The following is an 18,499-nucleotide window of genomic DNA, read 5'->3' as shown; positions in this document are numbered from 1 at the left end:
CATTCACTTGAGCAACTCCTGGCAATAGGGTTTGTCGTGGGCAACGCCGAGCAACTGGCAAATGGTGCCGCACAGTTCGGTCTGTCGGGGTGCGGCGTCGGGGTTGAGGCTGAAGCCGTTGCCCAGCACAAACAGTGGCACTTCCCGTTCTTCAGCCAGCAGGCCGTTGTGGGAGCGGTCGTTGTTCATGCCGTGGTCGGATGTCACCAGCACCTGGTATCCGGCGTCGAGCCAGGCTTGCAGGTAAACCGCCAGGTTGATGTCGGCCGAGCGGGCGCTGTTGCGGTATTGCGGGGTGTCGAGGCCGTGCTTGTGGCCGGCATCGTCGATGTTCATGGGGTGCACCAGCAAAAAATTCGGCAGGTAGCGCTGACGCAGGTGTTCGGCGTCGGCAAACAGATGAGAGTCGGGGTAGTGGTCATTCCAGTAGAAATGCCCGTATTGAATCGGCAGCTCGGGGTTGTCGGTATGACGATCGCGACCGGCCACGAACGGCGAAGCGTTGTACAGCTCGCTGACCCAGTGATAGGCCGCGGCTGCCGTACTCAAGCCGCCTGCGGTGGCGTAGTGGAAGATGCTGCGCTGGTTCGACAGGCGCGAGACATTGTTGTGCACGATCCCGCTGTCGAGGGGCACGACGCCGGTGAGAATGCATTCATAGAGCGGACGGGACAGGGCGGGCAGTTCACATTCCAGTGTGTAGAGCGCCGCGCGTCCTGCGCCGACATAGGCCTGCAAATGCCCCATGGCATGCCGGGCGACCTCGTAGTTGAGGCCGTCGAGCACCACCAGGATGACGTTGTGCTTCATGGGTAGCGGGACTCCGGACAGATACCAGGAAACTCGGATTCACCAGGGACCTGATGTGGAAGCCAGCTTCTGTGGGAGCCGAGCTTGCTCGCGATGAAGGCGACACGGTTCAACTGCAAGACCGTGTCATCGTTCATCGCGAGCAAGCTTTGCTCCCACAGTGCTCGCTCCCACAATTGGATCTCCAGTGGATTTCCAGCGGGAGCTATTGCCTCACTCCATATTGATGATCACTTCTTCCTGCCACTTCTGCGGCAGTGTCTTGGAGGTTTTTTCCCACGCATCCGCATCCTTGATCGGGGTCACGCCTTTGTACTGCTCGTTGGGCAGCAACTTGGCCTTGACCTCTTCAGGCAAGGTCAGGTGCTCGGCGCGGATCGGACGGGCGTTGCCCTTGGCCAGGTTGATCTGGCCGGCATCGCTGAAGATGTACTCGCGAGCCAGTTTGGCGGCGTTCGGGTGCTTGGCGTATTTGTTGATGATGGTGGTGTAGCCGGAGATGACCGAGCCGTCGGATGGAATCAGTACGACGTAATCATCCGGGTTGGCCATCTTGGCCTTGTAGCTCAGGCCGTTGAAGTCCCAGACCACGCCGACCTCGACTTCACCTTTCTCCATGGTGGCGATGGTCGGGTTGGCCATGGACAGACGCCCTTGCTTGGCGATCTCGGCGAACATCAACAAGGCCGGTTGAACGTTTTTCTCGTTGCCGCCATTGGCCAGGGCCGCTGCCAGCACACCGTTGGCGGCTTGGGCGGCGGTGCTCACGTCACCAATGGAAACCTTGTATTTGCCGGTTTTCAGGTCGGCCCATTTGGTTGGCACTTCGGAGCCGTGCAACAGCTTCTTGTTGACGATGAAAGCAATGGTGCCGGTGTAGGCCAGGGCCCAGTTGCCGTCCTTGTCCTTGGCCCAGTCCGGAACCTGTTCCCAGGTGCTCGGCTTGTAGGGTTGAACCACGCCTTGCTTGACCGCGATCGGGCCGAAAGCTGCGCCGACGTCACCGATATCGGCGCTGGCGTTGTCTTTCTCGGCGGCGAACTTGGCGATTTCCTGGGCCGAGCTCATGTCGGTGTCGATGTGTTTCAAGCCATAGATTTTGGCCAGGTCATCCCAGGTGGCTTTCCAGTTCGCCCAGTCATCGGGCATGCCGACGCTGTTCACGGTGCCTTCCGCTTTCGCAGCGGCTTCCAGTGTTTTCAAATCGGTGTCAGCGGCCATGGCAACAGTGCACATGGCAATGGTCGAGCCTAACAGTGATGCCAGGAAAAACTGTTTCATCCGAAGCTCCTATGGGCGTTTTCAACGCTGCGATTGCGGTTGTGTTGGTCTAGGTCAGCAATACCTGAGCCAATGTAGGCGAGCCCTGTGACATTTTGATGTCGGTGCAGGAGATGCCGGCATGTGTCAGGCGGGGGCAAAGTGGCTGCCAACTAAGCGTAGACCATGGTTAACCGGCTGATCTGCAAGGAGTTGGCCGCTAACTTGCAGGGATGGCAATGAACCGTTCGGCGGTTCTGTCATCTATCAGTCATGTGCAGTGCCTAGGCTTGCAAGCATGAGAAACGGATGGATGCTCCATCGATTTCGCCCCGAAAGAGTGCTGGTCTAGTCCAGATAGGTAACGTTGATGCGCATCGAGACAACCAAAGCGGTGACAACCATTGGGCAAGTCCTGCAGGAGCAGCTCGACCATGGCTTGCTGGCGCCCGGTAGCAAGTTGCCGGCCGAGCGCAAGCTCAGTGAATTGTTCGGCACCACACGCATCACCGTGCGCGAAGCGCTGTTACAGCTCGAAGCCCAGGGGCAGATCTATCGCGAGGAGCGCCGTGGTTGGTTTGTCTCGCCGCCACGCTTGGCCTATAACCTGATGCAGCGCAGCCATTTCCACGCCATGGTGACTGCCCAGGGGCGAGTGCCTTCCACTCAAGTGATCTCGGCCCGTCTGCAGCCGGCTTCGGCAGCAGTGTGTGCCTGGTTGCAATTGCCGGCACTGTCCAGTGTGATCCAGATCTGCCGCGTGCGGCGTATCGATGAGCGGCTGGTGCTGTATGTCGAGCACTACCTGAACCCGCAGTACTTCCCGGACATCCTCGAATTCGACCTCAATCAGTCCATCACCGAGTTGTACGCCCGTCATTACGACTTGCACTACGGCCGGGTGAAGTTCGAGATTGTGCCGACCTCGCTACAGCCTGAAGCGGCGGCGGCGTTGAAAGTCTCGGTTGGCAGCCCTGGCTTGCGGATTGCCCGGGTCAATTATGACCAGCATCAGCGGTTGATCGATTGTGACCTGGAGTTCTGGCGTCACGATGCGATTCACGTGGGGGTGGACGTGCCGGAGCAACCGTCGGCTGCCTGAGGTGAGGTCAGATCGACTCGTTGAGTTTGGCCAGGATCCTGAACACCACCGTGGCGAGGATCAACAACATGCCGATCCACATGGCAAACACCCCGACGTTCTTGTCTCGGAAGTTGAAGCCGATGGCCAGCAGGATCATGCCGGCGATGATGGGCACCAGCATGGCATTGAACGCAGACATCGGAATCATGGCGACGGCCTTGTCGGAGGGGATAAGGTCAGTCTAGTTGGGGTTTTGCCGGGGTGTGATGATGTATGTCATGGCTCCCCCCAATCCGGAGGCGAGCACTGTTGTGGCGAGGGGATTTATCCCCGCTCGGCTGCGCAGCAGACGCACTTGGGCCGTTACTGACATGTGAAGTATTGCGGTGACTGGGCAAAGGGCTGCTCTGCAGCCCTACGGGGATAAATCCCCTCGCCACAGGGGTAAGCATTTCCCGGTTCAAACAGGTGCTGCTGTGGTTACGGCAACTCACGACAGGCATAAAACGCGCTCAACACCTTCACCAGGTGCGCCAGGTCATGACTGCCGCACAGCTCGCGGATCGAGTGCATGGCGAAGGTCGGCAAACCGATGTCCACCGTGCGTACACCCAACTGACTGGCGGTGATCGGGCCGATGGTCGAGCCGCAGCCCATGTCGCTGCGCACCACGAAGCTCTGCACCGGTACTTCCTCGGCCATGCACAGGTGACGGAAGAACCCGGCGGTTTCGCTGTTGGTGGCGTAGCGCTGGTTGGTGTTGACCTTGATCACGGGCCCGGCATTGAGTTTCGGGCCGTGGTTGGCGTCGTGTTTGTCGGCGTAGTTGGGGTGCACGCCGTGGGCGTTGTCCGCGGAAACCAGCAGGGATTTCTGGATGGTCCGTACGAACTCTTCACCTTCAGGCAGCAAACGACGCAGGGTTTGTTCCAGCATCGGACCGTCGGCGCCACAGGCCGAGCAAGAGCCGACTTCCTCGTGGTCGTTGCACACCAGCACGCAGGTCTCTTCGGTGTCGGCGTTCAACAAGGCTTGCAGGCCGGCGTAGCACGACAGCAGATTGTCCAGGCGCGCGCCGGCAATGAAATCACCATGCAGGCCGATGAGCGCGGCGCTTTGGGTGTCGTAGAAACTCAGCTCGTAATCGAGCACCACGTCCGCATTCAGGCCGTGTTCGCGGGCCAGTTGATCGGTGAGCACGGCGCGGAAGTCGACGCGCTCATCACCGGCGAACTGGGCGAGAATCGGTGGCAGCTCATTCTGTGGGTTGATCGCCCAGCCCTGGTTGGCTTCGCGATTGAGGTGGATGGCCAGGTTCGGAATCGTGGCGATCGGCGCCTTGAAATCGATCAGCTGGCTTTCGACCTTGCCATCGCGGCGGAAGGTCACGCGCCCGGCCAGGGACAAGTCGCGGTCAAACCACGGCGCCAGCAGCGCGCCGCCATAAACTTCCACGCCCAGTTGCCAGAACCCGTGGCGTTGTAGTTCCGGCTGGGGCTTGACCCGCAGGCAGGGGCTGTCGGTGTGGGCGCCAACCAGGCGGATGCCGTCGTGCAGCGGTGAGTTGCGCCCCAGTTTGAAAGCGATGATTGAAGAGTCGTTGCGCGTGACGTAGTAACGACCGTTGGCCTCGGTGGCCCAGGTCTCGCGTTCGTCAAGACGCTGATAACCCTCTGCCTCCAGACGTTGGGCAAGGCTGGCGGTGGCGTGGAACGGGGTGGGGGAGGCCTTGAGAAAGTCGATCAGGCCTTGGTTCAACTCTTCGCGCATAAATAACTCCAGACAGCAATGCGCGGGAGTTTACCGTATTGGGGGGCGATGAGGAGGGTGGCCAGTGATTGATATACGCGTTGAATGTGCCGTCCCCTTCGCGAGCAGGCTCGCTCCCACAGGGGACTCAGGGTGAACACAAAACTTGTGTAAGCCTGCAATCCAATGTGGGAGCGAGCCTGCTCGCGATGGGGGGGACGCGATGCCTCAGAACGGCGCCGGGCACTCGAAGCGTAGGCGTTCGCCGCTTTGCGGGTGCGTGAAGCTGAGCATGCTGGCGTGCAGGCACAGCCGTGGCCACGCAGCGAGGGCCTGGGGGTGGGCGTAGAGGCCGTCGCCCAGGAGCGGATGACCAATGGACAGCATGTGCACGCGCAACTGGTGCGAGCGTCCGGTAATCGGCGTCAGTTCGACCCGGCACCAGTCGCCGCAACGCTCCAGCACGCGCCAGAAGGTCAGGGCGTGCTTGCCCTGCTCATGATCCACCACGTGGCGCGGTTTGGTCGGCGGGTCGTAGCGCAGGGGCAGGTCGATGCTGCCGCTGTCCAGCTCCGGTTGGCCCCAGCACAATGCTGTGTAGGCCTTTTCGGTTTCCCGGTCATGAAACTGCCGAGACAGTTCGCGATGGGTGTCCGGATCCCGGGCCAGCAGGATGATGCCAGAGGTTTCCCAGTCCAGCCGGTGCACGATTCGCGCTTCCGGATAGCCGTTTTCCTGCAGGCGGGTGATCAGGCAGTCTTTGTTGTCGTCGGCCCGGCCGGGCACGGACAGCAGCAGGGTCGGCTTGTCGACCACCAGGACGGCGGCGTCCTGATGGATGATGCGGATGTTGGACAGGGGCATTCAAACAGTCTCGTAACAAACGCCAACGGCGGCTCGGGCCCTTTTTCCTAACCCTGTGGGAAGGACTTTGGGACCCGGAGCCGCCGTGGGCACCTGCAGGATCGATCAGCGATCCGGCAGGGTGATATTGAGTTCCAGAATCGAGCAACTGCCCTGGCTTTCCAGCGCCACATGCACATCATCGGACCCGATGTTGACGTACTTGCGGATCACTTCCACCAGTTCTTTCTGCAAGGCTGGCAGATAATCAGGGGTACTGCGCTGGCCGCGCTCGTGCGCCACGATGATCTGTAGACGCTCTTTCGCGACCGAGGCGGTACTTGGCTTTTTGTTGGCACGAAAGAAGTCAAAAAGATTCATTACCTACCTCCAAACAGGCGCTCGAAGAAACCTTTCTTCGTTACATCGAGGAATCGATGCTCTACGGTTTTGCCCAGCAGGCGATCGACCGCATCGCTGTACGCCTGACCGGCGTCGCTCTGATCGTCGAGAATCACCGGCACACCCGAGTTGGAGGCCTTGAGTACCGCTTGGGATTCAGGAATCACACCCAGCAGGGTAACAGCGAGGATTTCCTTGACGTCTTCGACGCCCAGCATTTCGCCATCGCTGACCCGTTGCGGGTTGTAGCGGGTCAGCAGCAGGTGCTCCTTGATCGGCTCTTCGCCGTTCTCGGCGCGACGGGATTTGCTCGCCAGCAGGCCGAGCATGCGATCGGAGTCGCGTACCGACGAGACTTCCGGGTTGGTCACGACGATCGCTTCGTCAGCGAAGTACATCGCCAGGTGGGCACCTTTCTCGATACCGGCCGGGGAGTCGCACACCACGAACTCAAAGTCTTCCTTGAGCTGCATCAGCACTTTTTCCACGCCTTCCTGGGTCAGCGCGTCTTTGTCGCGGGTCTGGCTGGCGGCCAGCACGTACAGATTCTCAAGGCGCTTGTCCTTGATCAGGGCTTGCTGCAGGTTCGCTTCACCGTTGACCACGTTGACGAAGTCATAGACCACGCGACGCTCGCAACCCATGATCAGGTCCAGGTTACGCAGGCCGACGTCGAAGTCGACGATGACTGTTTTGTGGCCGCGCAGAGCGAGGCCGGTACCGATAGCGGCGCTGGTGGTGGTCTTACCCACACCACCCTTGCCGGATGTAACCACGAGAATCTTGGCCAAGGTGTTTCACCCCTAAGGAAAAAGGACTTTTTCAGCCCCTGAAAAACATCTCTTGAAACTGCTGCAATTGGACAGGCTTGGCTGGAATCGGATGCGGGACGGGGTCTACCTCCGGTAAACACTGCCTTATCCTTTTTCCTACGTCGTTTAAGCCGTTTTCGCTACGTTTTAGAGATGCTTGGAAAATGCGGCAGTATCCGTTAAAGCCGAATGATGTTCAACACGTCGCCCGACAGGCTGACCTGGACACCGGCCCCCCACAGCGGGTCGCGACGCAGATCCTCGGAAACCTTGTACTGCCCGGCGATAGAGACCAGTTCAGCGCTTAACTGCTGACAGAAAATCCTGGCTTTCGTATCGCCCTTGACACCGGCCAGGGCACGGCCACGCATCGGGCCGTATACATGGATGTTGCCATCGGCCAGAAGTTCCGCGCCCGGGCTGACCGAGGACACCACGACCAGATCGCCACCCTGGGCATAGATCTGCTGCCCGCCACGTACCGGAGAGGTGATGACTCGGGTCGGCTTGATGGTCGGTTCTGGTGGCTTTTCCGGCTTTTTCCTGGTCTCGACCGGGCTCAGTTCCAGCACCCGTTCCCGGGCGCCGGAGGGCGGCAGCACCGGAATGTCCACGGCGATGGCGGCGGCGATGTCTTCGATACGGCTGGCCCGGATCGCCAGGGTGCGCAGGCCGTGCTGGCGACAAACCCGCATCAGGCCCGGCAGATCCACGGCACCTTCGCCGGCCGGCAGTTTGTCCAGCGCCAGCACCAACGGGGCATTGCTGAAGAAATTCGGGGCCTGGGCGACTTTTGCCGCCAACTGTCGGTCAAGGCTCTCCAGGTCGTTGCGGGCCAGCTCCAGCACCGTAATGGCGAGCATGCTGCCCTTCAGCTGGAACACGGGATCTTGGTCTAGCGATTCGGTTTGGCTCATGGTCGGCGTACAACGGCTTGTCACTAAAAGTGCCGAGACTTATAACGAGATCGTCCCCGGGCCGCAAGCCGGGTCGAACGATGTAGAATGCGCGGCCCATGTCTTTATGGAAGCTGTAATGGATCGCCCGCGTTTTCGAGCTGCATTTTTTCATCCGCGTTTCTGGCTGCTGTGGTGCGGTCTGGGGCTGTTGTGGCTGATCGTTCAGCTGCCCTATCCGCTGCTGCTGCGCGCCGGTCGTGTATTGGGTGCGCTGATGTATCGTGTGGCCGGCGACAGACGGCGCATCGCCCAGCGCAATCTGGAACTGTGTTTTCCTGAAAAGTCCGCTGCCGAGCGCAAGCGCCTGCTCAAGGAAAATTTTGCCTCCACCGGTATCGCCTTCTTCGAAATGGCCATGAGCTGGTGGTGGTCGCGCTCGCGCCTGGCGAAGCTGGCCCATGTCGAAGGGCTGGAGCATCTCAAGCAGGCCCAGCGCGAGGGCAAAGGGGTGATCTTGATGGCGCTGCACTTCACCACGCTGGAAATCGGCGCGGCATTGCTCGGCCAGCAGCACACCATCGACGGCATGTACCGCGAGCACAAGAACCCGCTGTTTGACTACATCCAGCGTCGCGGGCGCGAGCGGCACAATCTTGATTCCCTGGCGGTGGAACGCGACGACGTGCGTGGCATGCTCAAGCTGCTACGGGCGGGGCGGGCGATCTGGTACGCGCCGGACCAGGACTACGGCGCCAAGCAAAGCGTCTTCGTGCCACTGTTCGGCATCCAGGCCGCGACGGTCACGGCCACCAGCAAGTTCGCTCGCCTGGGCAAGGCACGGGTGGTGCCATTCATCCAGGAACGCCTGGCTGATGGCAGTGGTTACCGTTTGGTGATCCAGGCGCCGCTGGAAGATTTTCCAGGGGAGACCGAAGAGGCCGATTGCATCCGTATCAATCGATGGGTGGAGGAGTCGGTCAGCAGATGCCCCGAGCAATACCTCTGGGCTCACCGGCGCTTCAAGAGTCGTCCGCCGGGCGAGCCGAAGCTGTATGACAAACGCGGTTAAGCCTGTAGTCCACTTAATGAACACGGAGTGTTGCGATGACCCCACTTGAACCGGTGACAGGTTTGATTCTTTCCGGCGGCGGGGCTCGGGCAGCGTATCAAGTGGGGGTATTGGCCGCGATTGCCGAACTGTTGCCGGACGGGGCGGATAACCCGTTCCCGGTGATTGTCGGCACCTCGGCCGGGGCAATCAACGCGGTCAGCCTGGCCAGCGGGGCGATGGACTTCAAAACGGCCATCGAGCGCCTGACTGCCTTCTGGCAAGCGGTGCGCAGCCATCAGGTGATGCGCAGCGACTGGTGGGGCGTGATTGCCCAGGCGACACGTTTTATCAGCCACAGCCTGCTAGGCCTGGGCGCCCGGTTACCAGTGGCGCTGATCGACAGTTCGCCGTTGCGTGAACTTCTCCAGTCTCAATTCCACGCCTCGGGCATCGAACAGGCGATCGCGCAGCAGCAACTGCGGGCCGTGGCGGTGACTGCGTTCGGTTATGAGTCCGGCCAGGCCGTGACCTTCTACCAGGGCCGCGGCACCATCGAATCCTGGCTGCGGCACCGGCGCATCGGCGTGCCGACCCAGTTGTCGGTGGAACACCTGCTTGCCAGTTCGGCGATCCCCCTGCTATTCGCGCCGGTCAGGATCGGCCCGGAATATTTCGGCGACGGCGCGGTGCGTCAATCGGCTCCCATCAGCCCGGCCCTGCACCTGGGGGCCAATCGCGTGCTGGTCATCGGGGTCAGCGGCAATCCGCGTGGACTTGGTTCGCCAGAGCCGTTGCAGCGCAGTTACACCGGCCAGCAACCGACGCTGGCGCAGATCGGTGGCCACATGCTCAACAGTACGTTCATTGACAGCCTGGAAAGCGACATCGAACTGCTGGAGCGTCTGAATGGCTTCAGTCATCTGCTGCCCGATGACGTGCCGGCTCATGCGCTGGGCGCGGCGCCGGTGGAGGTGTTGGTGATTTCGCCGAGCCAGCCGATCGACGAAATCGCCGCCCGCCATCGCCTGGAATTGCCCCGCGCGCTGCGCATGTTCCTGCGCGGGCCGGGCGCGACCAAGACCAGCGGCGCCGGGGTGCTGAGTTATCTGCTGTTCGAAGCGGGCTATTGCAGTGAACTGATCGAGCTGGGACGCCAGGATGCGTTGGCCCAGCGCGAGGAGTTAAGCCGGTTCTTGCGGGTGACGGCGGGGTGATGCAGTAGCCTCCAGCGCCATCGCGAGCAGGCTCGCTCCCACAAGATTCCCTGAGCATCGAGGATCGATGTGGATCAGAAATGATACTTCAGCAAGAAGCTGGTATTGCTCTGATTGGTCTTGAAGCCTTCGCTGTCTTCGATCCCGTATTTGTTCTTCCAGTAGTCGTATTCCACACCCACATACAACTGTTTGGCGCCCAGCTTCAGTGCCTTGCCCAAGTCATACTTGATCTGCGGGTTGATGTGCAGGTTGGCGTGGTAGGTGCCTTTGGAGTTGCTGTCGTTGTCCACCACCCAGTCGATGAAGCCGTCGATCAGGATGTCGGATGAGCCCACCGGGAGGGTGTAGGCCCAGGTCGGTGTAATCTGCCAGACGTTGTCGCCAGCGCGCGGACCTTCGGTCTGGCGGTTGTAGAAATTCAACTGGAAGTAATCGAAACCGGGAATCGCCAGGTCGAAGCCCGGACCGATCAGGTATGACTCGTTGTCACCCTCACCGAACTCATAGGTCATGGCCAGCAACACATCTTTGATCGGACCCAGTTCCAGCTTCTGGTCGAAGATTTTGCCGAACGACAGGCGTGGGCTGAACTCACCGTAGTAGGTGTTCGGGCCGGAATTGCTGTCGTCCTGGCCGTTGTAGAAAATCCGGTCGAGGAAGAAGAAGTTGTCGCCGTATTTCCAGGCATCGGCGTGCTCGAAGGTCACGGTTTGCTGGATGCGCGGGTTGACCTGGAAATCCTTGCCATAGAGGTAGGTCAGGCTGTTGTTCTGCCATTGGAACAGCTCGTCGGCCATCGCTTGGCCAGCGGTCAGCAAAGATCCCGCAAGTATCAGGCTGGTGCACGTATGTTTCATTCGGTTTGCTCCCAAAGGTAAGTGGTACTGCATTTTTTTTAAGATCAGCGCTCTGGTGTGGCGCTTTTTTCTACGGAAAAACCATCCGTTCGGTCAGCTTTTTGTTTGTGGCAAGCGCTGACAGCAAGAGCTGAGCCAAGACCGGGATAAATCGGAAAAATGGCTTGTTCAGTGGTTTGAAACGCTCGAAAAAGTGTGTTCAGCGCAAGCCGATATCTGCCAACACTGCAATAGTTGGCGTATCGGTCAGGATCTGCTGGTTTTACGCGGCACCGGACTCAAACGGCCGCGCAGGATACGGCCCTGCATTCATGGGCTCAAGTGCCCTGCAACGGCGCATTCGTGGCGAATTTGGGGCGTGATGGCGGGGCTGGGTCATCTGGTGCTTTCCTCTTGTTTTTATTGTTGAGGCGCAGGCAGTCGCTGACGGGCGACCGGTCGTGTGCCGGTCTGCCTGTCAGCGGTATTACGTGTAGCGGGTGATGTCAGGTTTGATGTCGGCGGGACTCAGTTGGTCCGCGCCCCCTGGCTGATCCACGCGCCGATCAGGTCGCGTTCCTGTTGGGTCATCTGGGTGATATTGCCCAGGGGCATGATCTGCGTGGCCACGGCCTGGGCCTGGATGCGCGCGGCTTGTTGCTGGATCTGCTGCGGGGTATCGAACATCACCCCGCCCGGCGCGGCGCTGAACAACGGGCTGGTGGGTTTTGCCGAATGGCAGACCGAGCAGCGCTCCTGAATCACGCTGTGGACCTTCTCGAACGAAGGGCCTTGGGCATTGGCGGTCTGGGCCGGCGTCGATGCCGGTGCGGCCGCTGCCGTCGCCGGTTTTGCGCCGCCGCCCACCGCCGTTTCCGGCAACGGTTGGTACTCGATCACACCAGGGGTTTTGGCGACTTCCGGCGCTGTGGTCATGGGTTTTGGACCCGTGACATAAGCCAGGCAGATCATCGCCAGAGCGCCGACCGGCAGCGTCCAGGCATACTTGTTGCTGTCGTGGCGGGTATTGAAATAGTGCCGCACCAACACCGCCGCCACGGCGATCCCGGCCAGGATCAACCAGTTGTACTGGCTGCCATAGGTGCTCGGGAAATGGTTGCTGATCATGATGAACAGCACCGGCAGGGTGAAGTAGTTGTTGTGGCGCGAGCGCAGCAGGCCCTTGGCCGGCAGCGCCGGATCCGGCGTGCGGTTCTCGGCAATGGCCGCCACCAGCGCGCGTTGGGCCGGCATGATGATGCGGAACACGTTGCCGACCATGATCGTCCCGATGACCGCCCCGACATGCAGGTAGGCACCGCGACCGCTGAACACCTTGCTGAACCCGTAGGCCGCGGCGATCAGCAGCACGAACAGGATCAGGCCGAGCAGGGCAGGGCGTTTGCCCAGGGCCGAGTCGCAGAGAAAGGAATACACGAACCAGCCGACGAACAATGAGCCGATGCCCAGGGCGACGCCTTCGGGCCCGCTCAGGCTGCTGCCCGGTGCCAGCAGGTACAGGGTCGGGTTCCAATAGAACACCAGGCACAGCAGGGCGACGCCCGACATCCAGGTGAAGTAGGCTTCCCATTTGAACCAGTGCAGGTTGTCCGGCATGGACGGCGGCGCGAGTTTGTATTTTTCCAGGTGGTAGATGCCGCCACCGTGGATGGCCCACAAATCACCGGCCAGACCGCTTTTAGGGTTGACGCGATTGAGGTTGTTTTCCAGCCAGACGAAGTAGAACGACGCGCCGATCCAGGCCACGCCAGTGATCATATGAACCCAGCGCACGCTCAGGTTCAGCCATTCCAGCATATGTGCTTCCACAGTCTTTACCTCTCGCCCGTCACGCTTGTTTTCGCGTGATCGGACGCTTCTCTTATTGGTGGGGGGCGAGGATCAACAACTCATCCTCTTTGAAAAAATGCTCATCGCAGTTATTGCCTGTGCCACTGCGATCAACCACCAGGAAGTCATCCCGCTTTTCGATCGTCAGCACCGGGTGGTGCCAGACGCCGCGATGGTAATTAATGCCCTGCCTGCCGTTGGTGACGAAGGCGCGGACCAAGCCTGATACAGGTACATCGCCAAGTGGCGCGACCACGATCAGAAAGGGGTTGCCGAGCAGCCCGATGAAAGCCTGGCTGCCCAGCGGATGGCGCTCCAGCATGCGTACGGTCAACGGCATCTCCAGCGCCTCGGCGCGGAAGATGCTGATGATCGCCTTGTCGTCCGGCTCGGCGGTTTCAACCGTCGCCAGGCGATGGAAGCGCATGGTCGAACCATTGTTGATCATGAAGCGATCGCTGCCGTCGGTTTCGATCACGTCACCGAACGGGGCGAAGGCTTCTTTGGTCAACGGTTCGATCTTGAGTGTGCGCATGCTGGTCTTCTTACCTTGAATTCTGTGTTGTTTGTTGTGCCGCCATCGCGAGCAAGCTCGCTCCCACAGGGGAATGCATTTCAAATGTGGGAGCGAGCTTGCTCGCGATTCGGGTTCACTCTTATTTCGACACCTTGCCAAGCACCCGCAGGCGACTCACCCCACCATCCGGAAACACATTCAGACGGATGTGGGTGATCGGCCCCAACGCCTTGATCTGCTCGGCGAAGGTGTGTTCGGCGTGCATCTCCAGTTTCTGGCTGGGCAGTAATTCGCGCCAGAACAGCGACTGGGTTTCGATCTGGCTGTCGGTGCCGCCCTTGACGAATGCGCCCTGGATCGAGCAGCTGTCCGGGTAGTTGCCCTTGAAGTGCAGGGTGTCGACGATGACTTTCTCGACCTCGCCGGCATGGCCTAGGGCGACGATCACCCAGTCATTGCCCGGGGTGCGACGTCGGGCGGTTTCCCAGCCGTCGCCCATGTTCACCCCGCGACCGGGGTTGAGGATGTTGCTCATGCGACCGAAATGTTCGTCGGAACAGGCCAGGGCGCGACCGCCATTGAGGGCCGCGGCGAGGTCGATCTGTTCGTTGTCGCCCACGGCCGACCAGTCGCGGTACGGAATGCCGTAGACCCGCAGGCGGGCCACGCCACCATCGGGGTAGATGTTGAAGCGCAGGTGGCTGAAGGCCTGGTCATTGCTGATTTCATGGTAGTGGTGGCTGTTGCCTTGCAGTTCCACGGCCGACAGCACTTCAGTCCATTGGGTATGTTCGTCTGGCTCGCCGGAGGCCAGGAAGCAGGCTTCCAGGGACGCCGAAGGCGGGTAGTTACCGGTGAAGAATGAAGTGTCGATGTCCACGCCTTTGATCGAACCCGGCACGCCCAGGCGGATCACCGCGCTGTCGTAGCCTTCGAAGCGCTTGCGGCGCGACTCCCAGCCGTCCATCCACTTGCCGTTGTCATCGAACACGCCCTCCTTCCATACGGCCGGAGTCGGCTGGAACAGACGGTTGGCGTCGGCGAACCAGTCATCGGTGACCGAAATGATCTTGGTGCCCAGGCGGGCGTCGGCCAGGTTGACGAACTTCTCGAAGGGTACGGCGTAAGCTTTCATTCTTCTTGTCTGCCTTTAATAAGTTGGCTGGGGATGCTTGCAGGGGCCTGGGCCTCAGGGCTGCTTGCTAAAGAGTCAGTAATCGGAACAACGCGATCTTGTTGATCTCTGCCAGCGCGCATTTGAACTCGGTATCTGCCGAGTGGTGAATGCGCGTTTCGAACGCCGCGAGGATCTGATGCCGGTTGCTGCCTTTTACCGCCATGATGAAGGGAAACTTGAACTTGGCTTTGTAGGCCTCGTTCAGCTCGGTGAAGCGTTGGAACTCATCGCTCGAGCATTGGTGAATACCGGCGCCAGCCTGTTCGTTGGTGCTGGCCTCGGTCAGTTGGCCCTGGACGGCGGCTTTACCGGCCAGGTCCGGGTGTGCGTTGATCAGCGCCAGTTGGCTGGCGTGATCGGCGCACAGCAGGATGTCGCTCATGCGCTGGTGCAGGGTTTCGATCTGGTCGATCGATGGGTCCTGGCCCAGGTCGAAAGCCTTTTCGGCCACCCACGGCGAATGTTCGTAGATGTCGGCGAAGGCTTTGACGAACGCTTCGCGGCTCAAGGTCGAAGGCTTGAGGGTCTGGAATGCGGTCATTTCGAAGCCCCTGATTTCAAAGCGCCCGGATGTGGGTGGGTCTGCTGCCAGTGGCGGGCGATGTCGACGCGACGGCTGAACCAGACCTGCTCATGACCCTTGGCGTATTCAAGAAACCGCTTGAGGGCCGCGAGACGGGCAGGCCGGCCGATCAGGCGGCAGTGCAGGCCGATGGAAAGCATCTTCGGCGTCTCGCTGCCTTCGGCATACAGCACGTCGAAGGCATCCTTGAGGTATTGGAAAAAATCGTCGCCCTTGTTGAAACCCTGGACCTGGGTGAAGCGCATGTCGTTGGTGTCCAGGGTGTACGGAATCACCAGGTGCGGCTTGCCGGTGGGGGTGTTCGGTTCCCAGTAGGGCAGGTCGTCGTCGTAGGTGTCGCTGTCATAGAGAAAACCGCCTTCTTCCATGACCAGCCGGCGGGTGTTGGGGCCTGTGCGGCCGGTGTACCAGCCCAACGGACGTTCGCCGGTGATTTCGGTGAGGATACGGATCGCTTCGAGCATGTGCTCGCGTTCCTGGGCTTCATCCATGTATTGATAGTCGATCCAGCGATAGCCATGGCTGCAGATCTCGTGACCGGCGGCGACCATGGCACGGATCACATCCGGGTGGCGCTGGGCAGCCATGGCCACCGCGAAGATCGTCAGCGGAATATCGAATTCCTTGAACAGCTTGAGGATCCGCCAGACACCGGCGCGGCTGCCATATTCGTAGAGCGATTCCATGCTCATGTTGCGCTCGCCCTGCAGCGGTTGCGCCGAAACCATTTCCGAGAGAAACGCTTCGGACTCCTTGTCGCCATGCAGCACGTTGCGCTCGCCGCCTTCCTCGTAGTTGAGCACGAAGGACAGGGCGATACGGGCGTTGCCCGGCCACTGAGGGTGGGGAGGGTTACTGCCGTAACCGATCAGGTCGCGTGGGTAGTCAGCGCTCACTGCAGTTTTCCTTCTTGTTCGAACCATGTAGGTGGCGCCTGGGCGATGAATCACAGGCTGGCGTCACAGCGATGGGTTGATTGTATACAACTTTATGCGCACTTTGTAAGCCTGATTTTTTGCATTTTTCACTGCTGCCTCTGGCGTGTCTACACTGCAAGAAACCTGCCCATTTGGTCAGCTAAGGTATGACAATCCTGTGTGTCTGTTGGTTTTATTACTGATCGGGTCTGAACCCTTCTCGAATATGGCAGGCGATAAATTTCTGTTTTTTATTGTGTACAATTTTCATTTAAAGTGTCTTAATTCGCTCATCGCCGCAGCGTTTCGTGCTCCGAAACGGTGCGGCCTGTCTTTCAACTGATTCAGGAGGCGTCGGGCCGAACTGCTTGCAGCGAGGCGCGCACAATCAATGGGACGTTTGACTACTCACGTTTTGGATGCCGCGCACGGCTGCCCGGGCAGCTCGATCAAAGTCGAGCTGTACCGCGTCGAAGGTACGCAACTGCAATTGGTCGCCAGCGCGCTGACCAACAGCGACGGCCGTTGCGATGCACCGTTGTTGCAAGGGGATGACTACCGTAGCGGCGTCTATCAGATTCAATTCCATGCCGGCGATTACTACCGTGCCCGTGGCGTCCAGCTGTCCGAGCCGGCGTTCCTGGATGTGGTGGTGCTGCGCTTCGGCATTTCGGCCGAGCAGGAGCATTACCACGTGCCCCTGCTGATTTCGCCCTACGCCTACTCAACGTATCGAGGCAGCTGATCCCCCAAGCAGTTGCCTTGTCCTGGAAGCGACTGCGCATGTAGCTTCTTTGGTTTTTCGCCCGCTCACACTGCGGGCTTTTTTTTGGGCCATGTATTTACAGCCTGGAATTGTCATCCCGGATGATAAAAATCGTGTCTGCAACGCCGGGACGGATTTCAGTACCGCCCTTGAGCCAGATGATTTTATTGGCACTGTGGGCATCGTTGACGGCTTTCGCAGCGACTCCGCCAACCTGGGTTTCCAGGCGCAGCTCGGCTGTCTTGGGATCCATATACATGGGGAGGGAAATCTTCGGAATTCTGGTGCGGTGCAGGCTCATGAAAAATACATAGTCATGCCCTGTGCGGCGAAATACCAAAGCGGGAAAACTGTTGAAAGAGTTGGGCTCAATGACTGTATAGCCATTACGCGTCAGAAGGGCGGCCATAAAGCGTTTGAATTCCACTGGCGAGTACGACGTCAGATAAAGAAGCCACTGTCGCTGGAACCGCAGGGGATCAAAATCCAACCGATTCAATATTCCTGTTGAGAAGGGGTTAGGCAAGGCTATCGAGCGGGCAGCGCCTCGGGACGCCGAAGAGGTTGGAAGAATCGGAAGCATCAACAGTGGATCGGACCATTGCGGATGTGGCGAGTGGGTCGCGTTTTCCCAACTGCTGTAAATCTGCCGGAGTGCGGTCAAACCCGCAGAGTCGGCGAACGGCGAATCATTGCTGAGTTCAAATTGCCTTCTTGCGATATTTTCCAGGGTGACGGTCGTGACTTCTGGAAAAAAATCCCTGACGTAGGCCGTCAGTGTTTTTTCAAAGGGTAGCCTGGCGTCAATTTCCCAATGGTTGTCCGGCGGAACTTGTATTGCGCCTCGGGGTTGCTCGTCAGGCAGATGCCTGAGGGTGGCTTCCAGCAAGTCAAAATCATAGATGGGATGAGCGGGTGATTGAATGTAGGTGATCGGGGATTCTCGCGCGTCGGAACGTGTCACCACCTTATAGTGAACATTGTTTATGGTGATCAATTCGGACAGCGTGAATCTTGGGTCAACCCCCCAGTTTTTCCTGAATGCCCGTGTAGGCGGGAGATTGAAGTCGCCCTGCTGCGTCTCACGGTGTGCAAGTCGACGCCATAGGAGGCTGCCCTCCACTTGTTCCAGGCGTGGTCCGGAGGCAACAAGTTCAGTGCCTGATCGGGCTCTGTAGTTCTGTTCGGAATCGCGTCCAAGCAGCACCGTCCCTCCCTCTGCAAGCTCAACGTAGGTGCGTGTCTTGAACGTGCGGATCCCAGAGGTTGCGTCCGGCTCCGATAACAGGGGCACCAGCTCGGGTGAAAGGTAATAATTGTCCAGCGATACCGACAGGGAGCCATCACTGATGGCTGTTGCGGATGCGATTTCGGATACCTGAACGGTCGGGCGCCGCGATTCAGTCGCTTCAGTTTGGCGTCCGGTTGGCGAGCCGGACGCCTGATCGGTTTCTGCGCCTCTCAGGGGATTGCCGAGCATTGTGTCCAGTGACGTATCGCGACTGGAGTGAGGCGTATCAGGGGACGACTTTGTAAGCGTGGGTCGGGTGTTTCGTCTTGGACTCATTGAAAATGTCTGCTCTTGAGTTTGAATATTGATGATTCAAGTAGGTATCAAGCTAATGGCCTGTCGTAGAGCCGGAGGCTGACAGGCCCTGGGTTCCAGGATGTTCGTGGAAAACCAGCAGACAGGTGCACTACATATGTATGGCGTGTGAAAGAAAC

The 18,499-nt window shown here is 59.5% G+C and carries 19 protein-coding genes; 4 read left to right on the top strand and 15 right to left on the bottom strand.

From position 1 onward, the window contains the following. Nucleotides 1-3 precede the first annotated feature (3 nt). Nucleotides 4-810, bottom strand: coding sequence for an alkaline phosphatase family protein (locus tag PSH91_RS19610; RefSeq protein WP_047229647.1), 807 nt, complete (start codon nt 808-810; stop codon nt 4-6). A gap of 213 nt (nt 811-1,023) precedes the next feature. Then, nucleotides 1,024-2,091 carry an ABC transporter substrate-binding protein gene (locus tag PSH91_RS19605; RefSeq protein WP_047229646.1) on the bottom strand — a complete coding sequence of 356 codons (1,068 nt, stop codon included), beginning with the start codon at nt 2,089-2,091 and terminating at the stop codon, nt 1,024-1,026. Between the two features lie 349 nt (nt 2,092-2,440). Here PSH91_RS19605 and PSH91_RS19600 point away from each other — a divergent pair, with 349 nt between their 5' ends. Next, nucleotides 2,441-3,172: a UTRA domain-containing protein gene (locus PSH91_RS19600; protein ID WP_047229645.1), complete on the top strand. Its 732-nt coding sequence runs from the start codon at nt 2,441-2,443 to the stop codon at nt 3,170-3,172. Nucleotides 3,173-3,179: 7 nt separating this feature from the next. Here PSH91_RS19600 and PSH91_RS19595 read toward each other — a convergent pair whose 3' ends face one another. From PSH91_RS19595 to minC, 6 genes are all read right to left on the bottom strand, one after another. Further along, on the bottom strand, nt 3,180-3,362 hold the full coding sequence (locus PSH91_RS19595) for a hypothetical protein (RefSeq protein ID WP_047229644.1): 183 nt from the start codon (nt 3,360-3,362) through the stop codon (nt 3,180-3,182). A 272-nt stretch (nt 3,363-3,634) separates the two neighbouring features. Continuing rightward, complete coding sequence (locus tag PSH91_RS19590) at nt 3,635-4,924, bottom strand: M18 family aminopeptidase (RefSeq protein WP_047229643.1); 1,290 nt, start codon at nt 4,922-4,924, stop codon at nt 3,635-3,637. Between the two features lie 207 nt (nt 4,925-5,131). Beyond that, on the bottom strand, nt 5,132-5,767 hold the full coding sequence (locus PSH91_RS19585; RefSeq protein ID WP_018612476.1) for an RluA family pseudouridine synthase: 636 nt from the start codon (nt 5,765-5,767) through the stop codon (nt 5,132-5,134). Between the two features lie 105 nt (nt 5,768-5,872). Then, complete coding sequence (gene minE, locus PSH91_RS19580; protein ID WP_003179111.1) at nt 5,873-6,127, bottom strand: cell division topological specificity factor MinE; 255 nt, start codon at nt 6,125-6,127, stop codon at nt 5,873-5,875. After that, complete coding sequence (minD, locus tag PSH91_RS19575) at nt 6,127-6,939, bottom strand: septum site-determining protein MinD (protein ID WP_042728954.1); 813 nt, start codon at nt 6,937-6,939, stop codon at nt 6,127-6,129. The genes minE and minD overlap by 1 nt, the downstream gene beginning before the upstream one ends. 200 nt (nt 6,940-7,139) lie before the next feature. After that, the gene (gene minC, locus PSH91_RS19570) at nt 7,140-7,877 is read right to left on the bottom strand and encodes a septum site-determining protein MinC (protein ID WP_047229642.1); all 738 of its coding nucleotides are present in this window, start codon (nt 7,875-7,877) and stop codon (nt 7,140-7,142) included. 118 nt (nt 7,878-7,995) lie between these two features. Here minC and PSH91_RS19565 point away from each other — a divergent pair, with 118 nt between their 5' ends. Both PSH91_RS19565 and PSH91_RS19560 read left to right on the top strand, forming a co-directional pair. After that, the gene (locus PSH91_RS19565; RefSeq protein WP_047229641.1) at nt 7,996-8,928 is read left to right on the top strand and encodes a lipid A biosynthesis lauroyl acyltransferase; all 933 of its coding nucleotides are present in this window, start codon (nt 7,996-7,998) and stop codon (nt 8,926-8,928) included. Between the two features lie 35 nt (nt 8,929-8,963). After that, the gene (locus PSH91_RS19560; protein ID WP_047229640.1) at nt 8,964-10,124 is read left to right on the top strand and encodes a patatin-like phospholipase family protein; all 1,161 of its coding nucleotides are present in this window, start codon (nt 8,964-8,966) and stop codon (nt 10,122-10,124) included. A gap of 74 nt (nt 10,125-10,198) precedes the next feature. Here PSH91_RS19560 and PSH91_RS19555 read toward each other — a convergent pair whose 3' ends face one another. From PSH91_RS19555 to puuE, 6 genes are all read right to left on the bottom strand, one after another. After that, complete coding sequence (locus PSH91_RS19555; protein ID WP_107321760.1) at nt 10,199-10,984, bottom strand: outer membrane protein OmpK; 786 nt, start codon at nt 10,982-10,984, stop codon at nt 10,199-10,201. A gap of 507 nt (nt 10,985-11,491) precedes the next feature. Next, a complete protein-coding gene (locus PSH91_RS19550) occupies nt 11,492-12,793 on the bottom strand; it encodes a urate hydroxylase PuuD (protein ID WP_107321761.1) in 1,302 nt (433 codons plus the stop codon). A 52-nt stretch (nt 12,794-12,845) separates the two neighbouring features. Continuing rightward, complete coding sequence (locus PSH91_RS19545; protein WP_305466536.1) at nt 12,846-13,349, bottom strand: ureidoglycolate lyase; 504 nt, start codon at nt 13,347-13,349, stop codon at nt 12,846-12,848. Between the two features lie 121 nt (nt 13,350-13,470). Then, the gene (gene alc, locus PSH91_RS19540) at nt 13,471-14,466 is read right to left on the bottom strand and encodes an allantoicase (protein ID WP_139049413.1); all 996 of its coding nucleotides are present in this window, start codon (nt 14,464-14,466) and stop codon (nt 13,471-13,473) included. A 67-nt stretch (nt 14,467-14,533) separates the two neighbouring features. Next, complete coding sequence (gene uraD, locus PSH91_RS19535; RefSeq protein ID WP_047229635.1) at nt 14,534-15,049, bottom strand: 2-oxo-4-hydroxy-4-carboxy-5-ureidoimidazoline decarboxylase; 516 nt, start codon at nt 15,047-15,049, stop codon at nt 14,534-14,536. After that, a complete protein-coding gene (gene puuE, locus PSH91_RS19530) occupies nt 15,046-15,987 on the bottom strand; it encodes an allantoinase PuuE (RefSeq protein ID WP_305466533.1) in 942 nt (313 codons plus the stop codon). Before puuE ends, uraD begins: the two co-directional genes overlap by 4 nt. Nucleotides 15,988-16,399: 412 nt before the next feature. Here puuE and uraH point away from each other — a divergent pair, with 412 nt between their 5' ends. Further along, on the top strand, nt 16,400-16,753 hold the full coding sequence (gene uraH, locus PSH91_RS19525) for a hydroxyisourate hydrolase (RefSeq protein WP_139049414.1): 354 nt from the start codon (nt 16,400-16,402) through the stop codon (nt 16,751-16,753). A 97-nt stretch (nt 16,754-16,850) separates the two neighbouring features. On the opposite strand, the gene PSH91_RS19520 is transcribed toward uraH, so the two are convergent. Continuing rightward, nucleotides 16,851-18,254 (bottom strand): hypothetical protein, encoded by a 1,404-nt coding sequence (locus PSH91_RS19520; RefSeq protein ID WP_305466531.1) that lies wholly within the window; start codon nt 18,252-18,254, stop codon nt 16,851-16,853. Nucleotides 18,255-18,499: the final 245 nt, after the last annotated feature.

It is taken from the genome of Pseudomonas sp. FP1154, assembly GCF_030687245.1.
Taxonomy (GTDB): Bacteria; Pseudomonadota; Gammaproteobacteria; order Pseudomonadales; family Pseudomonadaceae; genus Aquipseudomonas; species Aquipseudomonas rhizophila.
Note: the sequence above shows the minus strand (reverse complement) of the source record. Positions and strands in the feature narration are given on the sequence as shown.